At 39.5% G+C, this 14,353-nt stretch carries 16 protein-coding genes, 2 pseudogenes and 1 riboswitch; of the genes and pseudogenes, 12 read left to right on the plus strand and 6 right to left on the minus strand.

The features are described from left to right. The first annotated feature begins 7 nt into the window (after window positions 1–7). Entirely contained in the window at window positions 8–181 is a 174-nt protein-coding gene (locus AC3IPL_RS01285) for a YbbN family protein (RefSeq protein ID WP_489241263.1), read from the plus strand. Between the two features lie 74 nt (window positions 182–255). On the opposite strand, the gene AC3IPL_RS01290 is transcribed toward AC3IPL_RS01285, so the two are convergent. After that, window positions 256–681: an LPXTG cell wall anchor domain-containing protein gene (locus AC3IPL_RS01290; RefSeq protein ID WP_489241264.1), complete on the minus strand. Its 426-nt coding sequence runs from the start codon at window positions 679–681 to the stop codon at window positions 256–258. 307 nt (window positions 682–988) lie between these two features. After that, window positions 989–1,091: riboswitch (SAM riboswitch) on the plus strand. An 82-nt stretch (window positions 1,092–1,173) separates the two neighbouring features. Here AC3IPL_RS01290 and AC3IPL_RS01295 point away from each other — a divergent pair. Genes AC3IPL_RS01295 through AC3IPL_RS01315 form a run of 5 tightly spaced genes read left to right on the plus strand, consistent with a single transcriptional unit; the run spans window position 1,174 to window position 6,503 of the window. Beyond that, window positions 1,174–2,106 carry an ABC transporter permease gene (locus AC3IPL_RS01295; protein WP_489242225.1) on the plus strand — a complete coding sequence of 311 codons (933 nt, stop codon included), beginning with the start codon at window positions 1,174–1,176 and terminating at the stop codon, window positions 2,104–2,106. Then, window positions 2,099–3,031, plus strand: coding sequence for an ABC transporter permease (locus AC3IPL_RS01300; RefSeq protein WP_489241265.1), 933 nt, complete (start codon window positions 2,099–2,101; stop codon window positions 3,029–3,031). The genes AC3IPL_RS01295 and AC3IPL_RS01300 overlap by 8 nt, the downstream gene beginning before the upstream one ends. Before the next feature lie 9 nt (window positions 3,032–3,040). Then, window positions 3,041–4,006, plus strand: coding sequence for an ABC transporter ATP-binding protein (locus AC3IPL_RS01305; RefSeq protein ID WP_489241266.1), 966 nt, complete (start codon window positions 3,041–3,043; stop codon window positions 4,004–4,006). Further along, window positions 4,006–4,872 carry an ATP-binding cassette domain-containing protein gene (locus AC3IPL_RS01310; protein WP_489241267.1) on the plus strand — a complete coding sequence of 289 codons (867 nt, stop codon included), beginning with the start codon at window positions 4,006–4,008 and terminating at the stop codon, window positions 4,870–4,872. The genes AC3IPL_RS01305 and AC3IPL_RS01310 overlap by 1 nt, the downstream gene beginning before the upstream one ends. 14 nt (window positions 4,873–4,886) lie before the next feature. Beyond that, entirely contained in the window at window positions 4,887–6,503 is a 1,617-nt protein-coding gene (locus tag AC3IPL_RS01315) for a peptide ABC transporter substrate-binding protein (RefSeq protein WP_489241268.1), read from the plus strand. Window positions 6,504–6,741: 238 nt separating this feature from the next. Here AC3IPL_RS01315 and AC3IPL_RS01320 read toward each other — a convergent pair. The 3 genes and pseudogenes from AC3IPL_RS01320 to AC3IPL_RS01330 all read right to left on the minus strand — a co-directional run. Further along, window positions 6,742–7,035, minus strand: a pseudogene (locus tag AC3IPL_RS01320) (hypothetical protein); the annotation flags it as partial. Between the two features lie 159 nt (window positions 7,036–7,194). Then, a complete protein-coding gene (locus AC3IPL_RS01325) occupies window positions 7,195–7,932 on the minus strand; it encodes an SDR family oxidoreductase (protein ID WP_489241269.1) in 738 nt (245 codons plus the stop codon). 21 nt (window positions 7,933–7,953) lie between these two features. Beyond that, entirely contained in the window at window positions 7,954–8,292 is a 339-nt protein-coding gene (locus tag AC3IPL_RS01330) for a winged helix-turn-helix transcriptional regulator (protein ID WP_489241270.1), read from the minus strand. A 99-nt stretch (window positions 8,293–8,391) separates the two neighbouring features. Here AC3IPL_RS01330 and hxlA point away from each other — a divergent pair, with 99 nt between their 5' ends. Further along, window positions 8,392–9,027, plus strand: a complete 636-nt coding sequence (gene hxlA / locus AC3IPL_RS01335) for a 3-hexulose-6-phosphate synthase (protein WP_489241271.1) — start codon at window positions 8,392–8,394, stop codon at window positions 9,025–9,027. Continuing rightward, the gene (gene hxlB / locus AC3IPL_RS01340; RefSeq protein ID WP_489242226.1) at window positions 9,014–9,562 is read left to right on the plus strand and encodes a 6-phospho-3-hexuloisomerase; all 549 of its coding nucleotides are present in this window, start codon (window positions 9,014–9,016) and stop codon (window positions 9,560–9,562) included. Before hxlA ends, hxlB begins: the two co-directional genes overlap by 14 nt. Before the next feature lie 225 nt (window positions 9,563–9,787). Here the strand turns inward: hxlB and AC3IPL_RS01345 are convergent. Continuing rightward, window positions 9,788–10,134 (minus strand): annotated as a pseudogene (locus AC3IPL_RS01345) (IS30 family transposase); the annotation flags it as partial. A 46-nt stretch (window positions 10,135–10,180) separates the two neighbouring features. Here AC3IPL_RS01345 and AC3IPL_RS01350 point away from each other — a divergent pair. The 4 genes from AC3IPL_RS01350 (at window position 10,181) to AC3IPL_RS01365 (ending at window position 13,294) form a co-directional block, all read left to right on the plus strand. After that, complete coding sequence (locus tag AC3IPL_RS01350; protein WP_489242227.1) at window positions 10,181–10,414, plus strand: putative immunity protein; 234 nt, start codon at window positions 10,181–10,183, stop codon at window positions 10,412–10,414. 86 nt (window positions 10,415–10,500) lie between these two features. Beyond that, the gene (locus AC3IPL_RS01355; RefSeq protein ID WP_489241272.1) at window positions 10,501–11,283 is read left to right on the plus strand and encodes a hypothetical protein; all 783 of its coding nucleotides are present in this window, start codon (window positions 10,501–10,503) and stop codon (window positions 11,281–11,283) included. A 281-nt stretch (window positions 11,284–11,564) separates the two neighbouring features. Then, window positions 11,565–12,614, plus strand: coding sequence for an ABC transporter permease (locus AC3IPL_RS01360; RefSeq protein ID WP_489241273.1), 1,050 nt, complete (start codon window positions 11,565–11,567; stop codon window positions 12,612–12,614). A gap of 11 nt (window positions 12,615–12,625) precedes the next feature. Continuing rightward, window positions 12,626–13,294, plus strand: a complete 669-nt coding sequence (locus tag AC3IPL_RS01365; protein WP_489241274.1) for an ABC transporter ATP-binding protein — start codon at window positions 12,626–12,628, stop codon at window positions 13,292–13,294. 149 nt (window positions 13,295–13,443) lie between these two features. Here AC3IPL_RS01365 and AC3IPL_RS01370 read toward each other — a convergent pair whose 3' ends face one another. Then, window positions 13,444–14,205: a nucleoside phosphorylase gene (locus tag AC3IPL_RS01370; RefSeq protein WP_489241275.1), complete on the minus strand. Its 762-nt coding sequence runs from the start codon at window positions 14,203–14,205 to the stop codon at window positions 13,444–13,446. Between the last annotated feature and the right edge of the window lie 148 nt (window positions 14,206–14,353).

Genomic DNA, 14,353 nt, shown 5'->3' on the forward strand with positions numbered 1-14,353 from the left:
TTACCGATTGAGCTGCAATATCATCGCACTCGTCGACATGCCGGAAGCGGCGGGGCAGTTGTCTTTATTTATGGTGCCGGTTGTTATTTTATTTGCTGATGGCCGGGAATCCCACCGGCAGGCCCGAATCATTGATTTTAAGATGTTAGATTACCGGCTGAGCCAGCTGGCTGCACTGTAACAGGATTCATGACAGATTTGTCAGCCGCTTAAACAAAGACCTTCTCAGGCTTTGAGCTGAGAAGGTCTTCAATATTATGCACGTCTTGTTATCAGTTTAAGGCCAAATGCCAGTAAAAGGATGCCTGTAACAACGATACTAGTTGAATGATTCGCTTCACCGGTATCAGGCAGCTGGGTGACGGTCGTCTGAGCACTTTGCTGATTTTCAGCTGCCTGCTTAAAGATAGCAGCCACTTGCTCGTTATATTCTACTTGAGATAATTGACCTGAGTCTTTTTGAATGGTCAGCTGGTTCACCTTCTCTAGGTCTGCAGCCGGAAGTCCAGATGGATCAAAGTCGACATTCGCCCAGCCATCGCCATCCGTATCGGCAGAAGCAGGTAAAATCTCACCCGTCACAGTTTTAGCCCCTTCATCTGCAAAAGCAGTCGTAGTAATAGTCGGAAGTTGCAAAGTTCCTATAGCTAAAGATGCGATAAGAAGTTTATTTAGTCTCATTATATTTTTCCCTTTATTGTAAGATACCTCCATTATAATATAAATGATGTCTTATTATTTGAATTTTATGTAAAGAAAATATATTTATTTTGATATGGTTTTATTTAGCCGGATCTTTAAGTAAATAAGTAACGAGCTGTGCTATTCATCACTGTAAAATAGCTTAATGGAAATAGAAAATTTTATTTAGATTTTTACCAAACATATTTTTCTGATTATTTCGTCTATTCAAAACTTTAAAAATTGATGTTGACTTCATGTTTTTTTGTTGTAACATAAAGTTATAAAAATTAAATAAATAATTTAACTCTTATCCAGAGAGGTGGAGGGATAGGCCCTACGAAACCTCGGCAGCAGATTCTTTTTGAACACTGTGCCAATTCCTGCAACGAAAGTTGTAAAGATGAGACAAGACTCGGTATATATTCCTGTGGACTTGTTCTTGTCCATGGGATTTTTTTGTGGAGTTAAATGCAGAAGGAGGGTTTATTGTTGGTCATTGTTCGTAAGATCGCCAGTATCATTATCACAATGTGGCTGATTATCACAGTAACATTTATCATCATGCATTCCATTCCGGGCGATCCGTTCTCAAATGATTCCAAAGCATTATCAGAAGAACAGCTGAATCATATGAAAGCGAAGTTTCATCTGGATCAGCCGGTTCTGAATCAGTATTTTATTTATCTCAAGAATATCTCCATGTTTGATCTCGGGCCGTCTATTCAGTCGGAAAGTAGGGATGTTAATACTATTATTATTGAAGGGATTGGCGCGTCCGCGCTTCTCGGTATTCAGTCTATTGTCATTGCACTGATTGGTGGCATCATTCTAGGGACTATCGCAGCGATTTATAAGCACCGCTTTCTGGATTTTCTGGCATTATTCATTGCGATTATTGGTATCTCGGTTCCAAGTTTTATTCTCGCACCACTTCTGATTAAGTATTTCGGCGTAGAATGGCAGATTCTTCCTATTGCCAACTTTGATACATGGTGGCACTCAATCTTACCGAGTATCGCGCTTGCTGTAGGTCCGCTTGCGATTATCACCCGTTATGTTCGGAGTAATATGATTGAAGTGCTGAACTCCAACTATATTCGCACGGCGAAAGCAAAAGGTTTACCGATGACTTACATACTCACGCAGCATGTACTGCGTAATACATTACTGCCTGTTATTACATTTCTCGGTCCGTTATTTGCTTCAGTCGTGACCGGCACGTTTGTCATCGAAAAGGTCTTCTCCATTCCAGGTATCGGCAAATATTTTGTGGAGAGTATTTTCAACCGGGACTATCCAGTCATCATGGGAACGACGATTTTCTACAGTTTTATATTATTATTGACGTTGCTGCTCGTTGATATCTGTTACCGTCTGATTGACCCAAGAATTTCTTTAAGGAGTGGTGAGAGATTTGAATAGTTACACAGATACTTCGTTCGAGAAACTAACACCAAGAGATGATGGACAGGACGTTATTTTAAAGCGCGCTTCTACCCGGAAACAGCTGCTTCTTTCTTTTTTTAATCACAAGATGGCTATTTTAGGTATATTTGTACTATTTTGTATTTTAGTAATGGCTATTATAGGGCCGATGATCTCGGGTTATGAAGGAAGCAAACAGTCTCTGATTGAAGCGAATCTCGCACCTGACAGTAAATACTGGTTTGGTACAGATGACTTAGGACGAGATATCTTCACGCGTATTTGGCTGGGGGCCCGTATCTCTTTATCCATCGGGATTATTGCAGCACTGATTGATATCGTTGTCGGCATCGTCGTCGGAGCGATTTCAGGTTATGCAGCAGGTCGTGGCAAATGGGGAGATAGAATCGATGGTTTTCTGATGAGGGTTGTTGAGATTTTATACGGTGTGCCTTATCTGCTTGTGGTGATTCTGTTACTTGTCCTGATGAAACCAGGGCTAGTCACTATGATTATTGCACTGAGTCTGACAGGCTGGGTCAGCATGGCACGAATTGTAAGAGGACAGGTGCTGCAGGTTAAGCAGCAGCAGTTCGTCACGGCAGCTGAACTTCTCGGTACGAGTCATGCAAGTATACTGCTGAAGCACATCATTCCGAATATTATGGCGGTCATTATTGTCAACCTGACCTTCACCATTCCATCTGCTATCTTCGCTGAATCTTTTCTCAGCTTCCTCGGACTTGGTGTGCAGGCGCCTGCTGCCAGCTGGGGGACGATGGCGAATGACGCGCTCGGTGTGATCTTAAGTGGTGAATGGTGGCGCTTATTATTTCCATCTCTACTGATTGCACTGACCATGTTTTCTTTCAATGCGATAGGTGACGGTTTACAGGACACACTTCAAGTTGAAGTAGACTAGGAGGAATATATGACAGAATTACTCACAGTAAAAAATCTTCAAGTCATCACGAAAAAAAGAGCAATTCCTATCGTTAAAGGGGTGTCTTTCAACGTTGAACATGGAGAAGTATTCGCTATTGTCGGTGAGAGTGGCAGCGGTAAAAGTATCACAACACAGTCAATCGCAGGGATGCAGGCAGGGAATCTTAACCTGAATGCAGAGCAGATTCAGTTCAACAACCAGGACCTGCAGAAGATAAAGAATAAAGACTGGCTGAATATCAGAGGACATCAACTCGGCATGATTTTCCAGGACCCAATGACCTCACTCAATCCTACACTTACGATAGGTAAACAGCTGATGGAGATATTTATCATCAAAAAGAAATATTCCAGGAAAGCCGCAAGGGATGAAGCTATCCGTCTGCTGAAAAGTGTGGAAATCACTTTGCCGGAAGCGAGACTTAAACAGTATCCGCATGAGCTGTCCGGCGGCATGCGCCAGCGTATCGTCATTGCCATGGCGCTGGCTTTATCACCTGACCTGGTCATTGCCGATGAGCCGACTACAGCGTTAGACGTCACGACACAGAAGCAGATTTTATCGCTTTTGCAGAAGTTGAAAGAAGAGAAAGGCAGTGCCATTCTGCTGATTACTCATGACTTAGGCGTTGTCGCTGAAATAGCAGACCGGGTGGCTGTCATGTATAGCGGCAAAATTGTTGAACAAGGGTCTGTGGAAGCTATCTTTAACCATCCGAAACATCCTTATACAGCAGGGTTACTGGCTTCACTGATTAAAGAGGATACAGATAGAAGTCAGCCTTTATACTCTATTAAAGGGAGACCTTCTATGGCAGACGAAATCCCGCAAGGTTGTCCGTTTGTCGATCGTTGTCCGTATGCCATGAATATCTGTGTCTCACATTATCCAGCAACGACACATAAGCAGGACCATCAAGTAGACTGCTGGCTTGAGGAGGTGAGAACTTAATGAGCCTGATGACGATTGAACAGGTGGATAAGTTTTATCCGCAAAAAACAGGGTCACCCGTTCAGATTCTGCACAATATATCGTTCACTATTAATGAAGGCGAAGTATTAGGTGTCGTCGGTGAGAGTGGCAGCGGGAAATCGACGCTAGGGAAAATTCTAACTAAAATAGAGCCGTATCAGCATGGCAGTATTCATTTTAAAGGACAGTCAATTGATACGCTGTCCAAGAAAGAACTGAAGAACTTCAGGCGTCAGGTTCAGATAATTTTTCAGGATCCGGATTCATCTCTTAATCCTCGGATGAAAGTACATGACATTATATTAGAAGGAGTTAGAGGATTCGGTATTCAAGTGGGCGATAAGGATGCCTTTGTCCGGGAACGACTGAATGAAGTAGGATTATCCAGTCAGTTCAAGGACCGCTATCCCTCTGAACTGTCAGGCGGCCAGAAGCAGCGTGTTGGAATAGCGAGAGCACTGGCGGTTGAGCCTGAGTTTCTAGTGGCAGACGAACCTATTTCCGCACTCGATGTTTCGGTACAGGCGCAGGTCCTTAATTTGATTCGCAAATTACAACGAGAGAAAGAATTGACTTATCTGTTTATCGGTCATGATCTCAATGTAGTCCGCTATATCAGTGACCGGATCATTGTCATGTATAACGGTTCGATTCTGGAAATCGCAGAAAGTGAAGAGCTCTTCAGCAATCCTAGTCATCCTTATACGAAGCGATTGATGAACTCAAGTCCAGTACAGCATCCAAAAGACCGCTGTATAAGCGAAGTGTCAGAAGACCGACCGGACTACGGAGCGGTCAAATCATATCAGCAAATATCAGACAGCCATCTAGTGGCTGTACATTAAAGGAGAATGAACAAATGAAAAAAATAGGTATTGGTTTAGCGGCAGCAGCTATTTTATTAGCAGGTTGTGGCAACGCAGATTCAAAAACGGATAAAAAATCAGGCTCAAGCGAGAAAAAAGTAGAACAGACGCTAAAACTTAACCTGGGTGGAGAACCTTATACACTGGACCCGGCCTTCGCGTCTGATACAACATCTTGGTGGGTCATCGACAGCATTTACAGCGGTTTATATCGTAAAGGTAAAAACGGTGAGCCTCAGCTTGACTTAGCTGAAAAAGCAGATGTCTCTGAAGATGGCAAGACCTATACATTCACGATTAAAGACAACCTGAAATGGTCAGACGGTAAAGAACTGACAGCGAAAGATTTTGAATATGCATGGGAACGTGTCCTGAATCCGAAGACAGCAGCATACAGTCCTTCAACGTTCTATTTCATTAAAGGAGCAGAAGCGTATAATACAGGTAAAGGGAAACTAGAAGACGTCGGTATCAAGACGATCGATGACCACAAACTACAAGTTGAACTGAAGGATCCGATTAGTTTCTTCCCTAAAGTACTGACCGGAGCAGCAGCCTATCCAGTGGAAAAAGAAGCAGTAGCTAAAGGGAAAGACTGGGCATCTAAAGCAGAGACACTTGTCTCTAATGGACCTTTTAAACTGAAAAACTGGAAACATAATGATTCACTGGATATTGAAAAGAATGATCAATACTACGATAAAGATAAAGTGAAACTAAGCGGCGTCAACTTCCGGATGGTTGCTGATCCAAATACAGAATATCAGCTTTATAAGAGCGGTGATCTGGATCTTCTGGCATCTGTCCCGGCTGATATTCTGAAAAGTGTCAAAGACAGCAAGGAACTCGTCAGCTATGAGAACTTCTCAGTCGGTACTTATTCATTCAACGTCAACAAAAAACCAGTAGACAATAAAAAAATTCGTCAGGCATTAAGCTATGCGATTGACCGTCAGTCATTTGTTGAAAATGTCTTAAAAGGCGGCCAGAAACCAGCGTACGGTTATGTGTCATATGGTGTGAAAGATGCAGACGGTAAAGACTTCCGTGAAGAAGGTAAAAAGTACTATGAGTATAATCCTGCAAAAGCAAAACAACTGTTAAAAGAAGGATTGAAAGAAGAAGGGTTAACAACTTTACCTAAACTGACGCTGAAAACAAACAGTGAAGGCATCAACAAAAAATCAGCAGAAGTGATCCAGGAAATGCTGAAACAGAATCTTGGTATTGATGTCAGTATTGAAGGTCAGGAATGGAAAACATATATCGATACATTTAAACAGAAGAACTTCCAGCTGGCACGTATGGGCTGGGGCGGGGATTTCCTTGATCCATACCCGGTACTTGCCTTATATGCATCAAACAGTTCAAGCAACTTCACTAACTGGAAGAATAAAGAATTCGATGCATTACTTGACCAGTCACTGAAAACAACAGATGACCAAAAACGTCTTGAATTGCTGCATCAGGCAGAAGCTATTCTGATGGACGAACTCCCGATTCTGCCAGTGAACTTCGGTTACTCCAATACACTCATTAAAGAAAACGTGAAGAATGTCAAAACAGATGCTTTAAGTCGTCCTAATTTTATCTATGCAGAGAAAGAATAGAAATAACTGAAAGAGACATAAGAAGTAGAGAAGGTGAGACAAAAGTCTACGTTTCTTTGAAACCGAAATTTTTAGAAAGTAAAGAACCAGGCCTTAAGGGCATTCGTCGTTCACCACAGTTCTCAAAACGTTAATATCATTGTTATATCAACGTTTAAAGCACCTCTCGAATTTATTCGAGAAGTGCTTTTTTATATGTCTTTTGCATAGATTTTACCCCTTAAATATCCTTCGTACTTTAGATGCCAAGAGACTTAATGATTTTTTTCTTTCTATTTCGAGAGCATCAAAAGTTTGTATATTCTTTTTAACTACACTATTTATATATTCAATTATTATTAATTTAATACTATTTAATAACTTGTACACATCTTCGTAATTATCATATAAATCAAATATACTTTTACCATTATGAATAATTTCCGTTCTTAGATCTGTCTTCACTAATATATCTCAGATACTTGCTACGTTCATGATACTGATTTTTAGAATTAGAGATAAAAGGAGGGATTTTAGATTTGGTTTTTTTAAATATTTATAATCACATCATAATATGCAAGTATATAATTGGAAGCACATCATTAATTTGATCATCATTTACTTTTATTGAAGCGCATTGATGGACGTAAAGGTCATTCAAGATATCACAGAGGAAGATGTCACCGAGTTATAACTTCAATACTCTTTTTTCTTATTCAATATATCTATTAAACCCGCCTTCGCTATTAATCAGCTGACCAGTGATCCACTGACCTTCATCACTGTGCAGGAATAATACTAAGTTGGAAATATCGTCAGGATGCCCCCAGCGTTTGTCATTGAATTGATTCGAAATCTGATGATAGACTTCACTGTTCTGATCGATATAGCCTGTATCTGTCGGCCCTGGATTAACAACATTCACTCTTATATTCTGTTCAGCCAGTGCATATGCGCTTTGCATGCCTAGGTTTGTGACAGCTGCTTTTGATACCGCATAAGGAATCTCAGAAGTCATCGGTCCTAGGTGTTGACCTGACGTGAACAAAGTAATGCATCCCTTTTCTGCTTGTAATTGTGCCTTGAAGTGTTTAATCAGCAGCATAGCAGCTGTTACATTCACTGCCAGATGCTTATTGATCTCTTCTGCATTCCAGTCGTCAAGCGCACATTGCGTACTATAAGCATGACAAATGATCATGTGTGATATTTCGTATGGTGCTAATTCATTAATGAGCGATTGTACGTTGTCCGCTATCGATAAATCACAATCTTTCAAGCGGACAAACTGATCCTGGTATAAATCTCCAGCATCATCATAACCCATCTTCTGGTCATAGTCAGTTGAGCCATGGGCATAAACTTTGTAGCCTTCCTTTAAGAAGCGATGGACTAAATTCGCACCGATTCCACCTTTTCGACTGACACCCGTAATCAATATATTCTTCATACAGACCTCCTTATATCAACATCAACCTTTAATCACCTGCAAAAACTCATCTCCCCAATTACAAATCGAAAAAACTACTCCATCAAGTTTCAACCCTATTTCTGTCAATTTATAATCTACCTTAGGAGGCACTTCTGGGTACACTGTTCTTTCAATGATTTTGTCTTGTTCCAGCTCGCGAAGTTGTCTGATTAACATACGCTGATTGATATCAGGAAGTTTATTTTGTAACTCACTTAATCTTAATCTGTCCTCATGCAAAAGATGATAGATAATTGCAATTTTCCATCTACCTCCAATGACAGATAACGCCAAATCTTTCGATGTATAAAATTCTTTATTATTATATTCAATGAACATATTCATTCCTCCTTTCTATGGTGACGAAAATGTCAGTATTGTCATTTGTAATCCATAGTATCATAATAGAGTTATAAAAGATAGATAGGAGAAATTATTATGAAATTACAATTAGCAATCGATTTATTAGATCAAAAAGAGGCAGCAAAGCTAGCTCAAGAAGTAGAAGAATTTATTGATATCGTAGAAATTGGAACACCTATCGTTATAAACGAAGGGCTATCTGCCGTTGACCATATGAGTAAGTCAGTTAATAACACACAAGTGTTAGCGGATTTAAAAATTATGGATGCTGCTGGATATGAAGTAAGCCAAGCTATAAAGTTTGGTGCTGATATCGTAACAATCTTAGGAGTGGCTGAAGATGCTTCAATCAAAAGCGCTATTGAAGAAGCACATAAACACGGTAAAGAACTATTAGTTGATATGATTGCTGTTCAAAATTTAGAACAGCGTGCAGCTGAATTAGACAAAATGGGTGCTGATTATATCGCAGTTCACACTGGGTATGATTTACAAGCTGAAGGTGTATCACCTTTAGAAAGTTTACGTACTGTGAAATCAGTGATTTCAAATTCTAAAGTAGCTGTAGCTGGAGGTATTAAACCTGATACAATCGAAACAGTAGCAGCCGAAAAACCTGACCTAATTATCGTAGGTGGCGGTATCGCGAATGCTGATGACCCAAAAGCTGCTGCTAAAAAATGTCGTGAAATCGTTGATGCACATGCATAATCACTTTGAATTAATTTTAAATGAAATAAAGCAGACATTATCACATGTTGATGTAGCAGAATCAGAGAAATTTACAAAAGATCTTATGGATGCATCGTCAATATTTGTAGCTGGTAAAGGTCGTTCTGGTCTTGTCATTCAGAGCTTTGCTATGAGATTAAATCAATTAGGCAAAAAGGCTTATGTCGTGGGTGAAACAACTACACCATCAATCCAGAAAAATGATGTATTCGTTATAGCATCAGGTTCAGGATCTACAGCTCATTTAAAATTGCTCGCACAAACAGCGAAAGATAATGAAGCATATGTATTATTATTATCAACAAAAGACGAATCACCAATTGCTGATATTGCAGACTTAACCATCGTATTACCTGCTGGTACAAAATACGATGCAGAAGGTTCAAAACAACCTTTAGGCAGTCTCTTTGAGCAAAGCAGTCAAATCTATTTAGACAGTATCGTGTTAACGATTCAAGAATCCCTAAATGTTGATGAAGAAACAATGCAGAATAATCATGCAAATTTAGAGTAATAATAATTTGAAATAATAATAAAACACCTCTCTATAATTATAGAGAGGTGTTTTATTATTAAGAAAAAATCACATCTGAATCGTCTATACTTAACTGGACAACTCCCCTGAGGGGATGTAATGTTGAATTAAGAAAGTAGGCGATTTATTTATGGATAGAACAAGAAGAACATTTACGTCAGAATTTAAACTTCAAATGGTACATTTATTTGATTATTTCGTTTGTCAAAATAAGCTAGACAATTTCTCATCTTCGATGAAACTCATGAATACTTCCAATGGTGTTTTATAGCCCAGCGATTTTCTGGGACGATGATTAATATTTTGAGCAACACTAATGATTGATCATCAGTGACTGAATTAAAGTCTAATTCTTTATCTAATCCACTGCGTCTAAGTATCCCGTTGGAATGTTCATTCAATCCACGTTGCGACGGAGTGCCGGGGTCAGCAAAGAATATCGAGATATCGTGTCGGTTACAGATTGTTTTCCAGTTGGAGAACTCCTTACCACAATCAAAAGTAATCGATTTAAATATATGAGAAGGTAAAACTGAAAACATAGAGTGAAGATTAAAGGGTGAAAGATCGGCATATGAACTAAGAAAAGCAGGATTTCTGGCAAATACACTCGCTCAGAATTCTATCAATGAGACCAGCAAATTTGCGTCCAGAGTATATGCCCAGGCTATAGCTACAGGATGCATGCGCGGGCATTCTATAGTTTCTGCTGACTATGCCATCAAAGTACTGAATGTGATGCATAATAACCAAATAGAACCAGTAATTGCAGAGAGACAGGCTCAAATTGAGTTAGCAGAACGATTGTTAGACAATCAGTTGACACAGTAATCCATCTGCCTGATATCATACTATTCATACTAAAGATAAAAAGCCGTAAATAGTACTTTTATAGTAAAGAGGGGATGATACTCATTATGAAAAAACTCTATAGTATAGCTCTTTTGTTGTGTGTCTTTCTTTTAATCATTTTTATCTATAATCAGCTGCAGAACGAAAATAATATGAACTCTTTCAAATCAAGTGACGGTGTGGAAGGAGAGTACCGCATCTATCCAGTTGATGAGCCTGCAGGGACATTGCTATGGCTTCACGGAGACGGGGCTTACGAATATAATCATCCGCACTCTAAAGAATATTTAGCAGGACCAAAAGGAATTAAGCATGCTGCAAAGGACAAAAGATTGACTCTCGTCGTTCCTAAAACACCGAATGATGATACTTGGTGGAAGCAGGGTGAACAGAACGCAGCCTATTTAGTAGAGCTCATTTCATCGTTACCTGATCATGAAACCTTGTGGATCGGAGGGTTTTCCGGTGGGTCTGAACTAACGACTTACTGGTTGCTTGGAGATCTAAAGAAAGCAGGAGTCAAACAAGGAGGAGCCGTATTGTTTGGTGGCGGTGGATCTCCTGAAGTTGAAGAGATTACTAGTGATAGAGAGAAGCGGGATATCATTGAACAACCATTTCCGTTGACATGGATAGTCGGAGCGACTGATGATGGTCTTGAAGCCGATTCAGATGGATTCAATGCATTGAAGGCTAGTGAAGAAGGAGAAGCTTTTTACCGGAGTCAGAACTGGGATACGAATAGACAAGTTATCACAGGATACGGACATCTATTATCCAAAGACGGTGAAGGGTTGTATGGTCATTATTTAAGTGAAATGATTGATGTAGGTAGTCAGGTGAAGTAATTAAACCACAGGCGCACTTTTTGTCATCAGTGCGCCTGTGTTTCATGTGAAATCATTATAATTCTCTAATGAACAATTAACCAAGCATTGTTGGTCGCTTAAAATGCTGTTGAAACATAGAATAGTAATATAACTAAAAAAATGAAAGGACGCATATTACAAGACAGTCATCGCTGATGTATCGATGATGAGGAATACAAGATAATCAACGGTAATGATACAGTTACCGTACGGATTGATTAGACTCACAAAATTAAATCATATGAAGTAAGGAGAATGATATGTTTCTAGCGCTTAAAGAAATGTTATATAACAAACTACGTTTTGGAATGATTATCGGTATTATCGTTTTAGTATCATACTTGCTGTTTCTGATTTCAGGTTTATCGAACGGTTTGATGAACATGAATAGAGAAGCAATCAATAAATGGGAAGTTGATGCCTTTGTGCTCGCAGAAGAAGCCAATCAGAATATTGGTCAGTCTATTATGGACAAAGATGTACTGGACGATACATTTGATGACAAAGCAAGCATCAAGAGTCTGCCCGTCATCCTGACAAAAGATGACCTTAAGCAGAACGCGATTCTCTTCGGTATTAACAAAGATGAATTCCTGAATCCGAATGTCACAGAAGGTAAGACATTCAAAGAAGACTTTGAAGTCGTAGCGGATGATACATTGAAGGAAAAAGGATTCAAAGTCGGCGATGTTCTCGATCTGGCTGGAACTGATGAAGAATTGACGATTACTGGTTTTACAGATGAATCTAAATACAATGCAGCACCTATCCTCTATGGAAATGAAAAAACAGCAGACGTTCTTTCTGTCAATCGTCTGAATGATAAAGCAAGTGCTTTTGTAGTAAGAGATAAGGATTTCAAAGATAAAGATATTGATAATGATCTTGAAATCATCCCGACTCAGACATTCATCGAAAATCTTCCAGGTTATACAGAGCAGAAACTGACACTTGATTTTATGAGTTATTTCTTGTTCGCAATCTCAGCATTTATCATTGCGATTTTCCTCTATATCATTACGATTCAGAAGATGCCGATCTACGGCTTACTGAAAGCGCAGGGGATAAGTAATGGGTTCCTTGCCCGCTCTCTTGTATTACAGACATTGATTCTATCAGTCGTCGCTGTAGCAATTGCAGTACTGCTGACTATTGTAACAGCATATGCACTGCCGGCCGCTGTACCGATTGCCTTTGATATTAAAGCTATTGTTATATTTGCAGTGACGATTATCCTTACTGCAATTATCGGGGGATTATTCTCAATCCAGTCAATCAGAAAATCAGATCCATTAAAATCAATTAGTTAGGAGAATGATGGATGGTATTAGAACTTAAAAATGTAAGTAAAGGGTTTGGTAAAGGCCAGACTTATGTAGAAGCAATGAAAACAACGACATTCAGTATTGAAAAAGGCGAGATGGTAGCCATCATCGGACCTTCTGGTTCAGGGAAGAGTACATTCCTGACAGTAGCAGGACTGCTGCAGACACCTTCACAAGGTGAAATCCGTATCAACAATCAGCAAGTCGGCGAGATGAGCGAAAAGAAACGCGCAAAAATCAGACTGAAAGAAATTGGCTTTATCCTTCAAGCATCTAACCTTGTACCGTTCCTGAAAGTGAAAGATCAGTTCAAACTGCTCGACAAAGTTAACAGCAGTCATTTGTCCAGTGAAGAACTCAATCAGGAGCTGGAGACATTAGGACTGACAAAAGTGATGAACCAGTTTCCTGGCGAACTGTCAGGTGGACAACGACAACGTGTTGCGATATTAAAAGCAATCTATACGAACCCATCTATCATTCTGGCTGATGAACCGACTGCCAGTCTTGACAGTGAAAAAGCGATTGAAGTCATTAAACTCATTCAATCACAGGCGAAACATCGTAACAAAGCAGCAATTGTCGTGACACATGATACGAGATTGCTGGAGTATTTTGATAAAGTGTATGAAATGAATGACGGTTACCTGGAACAGAAACAATAGTTAAAAACACCTGAACTCTGTACTGCACCCTAAAAGTTAGACTTAAAATCTAACGTTTGGGGTGCTTTTATTTGGCTAAATATGATCTGGAATTCAAGCTGAAAGCAATAAATTCAGCGGTAATTGTTTGAAGTCATCTACTTTTATTATCAAGTATCTGCTCCTATCACTAATGCCATCTCCAACCCTAAATGTAACTTAGCCATATCATGATTAGCCAAGCTAAGTCCCTCCACCTCATAACCGCTATCCATAAGAACATCTCCGGACTGAAGGAAGTTATAGAGTTCTAATTGATAAAAATCACATAGTGCCTGCACACCTGCTAACTCCATTTCAACAGCAATACATCCTTCCTGCTTTCTTTTGTTTACAAGTCCTGCTGTTTCTCTAATCATTGAATCAGTCGTCCAAACCTTACCTTGTATATGGGGAATGTTTAATGAACTGAAAAAAGCAGCTACTTTGTCGCTGTTGCGGATCGTAATGTAATCAGCAGCTTCAGCATAATAGTATGACGTACCTTCTCCGCGATAGCTTTCGGTTGGAATGATATATTTCCCTTTTGTTTGTTTTCCGTCAAGGCTTCCACACGAACCGAACATAATGAACTGAGTTGCCCCTGTAACCCAATGGGTTTCGTAACATTCCATAGATGCTACAGCAGAACCGATACCAGACAAATAAAAAGCAATATCAGTCCCTTTATAATTTAGTTTGTAGATGATTGTAGTCCCATTACAGGCAGTCAAGGTGTCTATTTCACTACAGTCAAAAGTCAATAATAACTCATCATGAATTTTCTTTGAAAGGATAATGATGCACTTATCGAGAATGTGTTTTTTAGGGCCGTAGAAGTACTCTAGAGTAATTACTAGATCTGTATCTATGTCAAAACTATCAGTAATCATGCCAGTCTCCTTTCACAAAAAGTGTTTCCACGAATTTAACACAGTCATCTATCAATTCTCAAGAAGATTTTGAAAATAAGCTTATTCTATTATTCATAAAAGCGGCTATTAGGGGACTTTATTACTAAACTGTGGTATTCAGATAAAA

The sequence above is a fragment of the Macrococcus sp. GL_134 genome (assembly GCF_057834705.1).

What these genes read in the sequence shown, in the direction of transcription:
- AC3IPL_RS01370 (WP_489241275.1), bottom strand. Translation starts at nt 14,205, where the DNA reads ATGATTACTGATAGTTTTGACATAGATACAGATCTAGTAATTACTCTA.
- hxlA (WP_489241271.1), top strand. Translation starts at nt 8,392, where the DNA reads ATGAAATTACAATTAGCAATCGATTTATTAGATCAAAAAGAGGCAGCA.
- AC3IPL_RS01325 (WP_489241269.1), bottom strand. Translation starts at nt 7,932, where the DNA reads ATGAAGAATATATTGATTACGGGTGTCAGTCGAAAAGGTGGAATCGGT.
- hxlB (WP_489242226.1), top strand. Translation starts at nt 9,014, where the DNA reads ATGCACATGCATAATCACTTTGAATTAATTTTAAATGAAATAAAGCAG.
- AC3IPL_RS01365 (WP_489241274.1), top strand. Translation starts at nt 12,626, where the DNA reads ATGGTATTAGAACTTAAAAATGTAAGTAAAGGGTTTGGTAAAGGCCAG.
- AC3IPL_RS01305 (WP_489241266.1), top strand. Translation starts at nt 3,041, where the DNA reads ATGACAGAATTACTCACAGTAAAAAATCTTCAAGTCATCACGAAAAAA.
- AC3IPL_RS01360 (WP_489241273.1), top strand. Translation starts at nt 11,565, where the DNA reads ATGTTTCTAGCGCTTAAAGAAATGTTATATAACAAACTACGTTTTGGA.
- AC3IPL_RS01315 (WP_489241268.1), top strand. Translation starts at nt 4,887, where the DNA reads ATGAAAAAAATAGGTATTGGTTTAGCGGCAGCAGCTATTTTATTAGCA.
- AC3IPL_RS01330 (WP_489241270.1), bottom strand. Translation starts at nt 8,292, where the DNA reads ATGTTCATTGAATATAATAATAAAGAATTTTATACATCGAAAGATTTG.
- AC3IPL_RS01355 (WP_489241272.1), top strand. Translation starts at nt 10,501, where the DNA reads ATGAAAAAACTCTATAGTATAGCTCTTTTGTTGTGTGTCTTTCTTTTA.
- AC3IPL_RS01310 (WP_489241267.1), top strand. Translation starts at nt 4,006, where the DNA reads ATGAGCCTGATGACGATTGAACAGGTGGATAAGTTTTATCCGCAAAAA.
- AC3IPL_RS01290 (WP_489241264.1), bottom strand. Translation starts at nt 681, where the DNA reads ATGAGACTAAATAAACTTCTTATCGCATCTTTAGCTATAGGAACTTTG.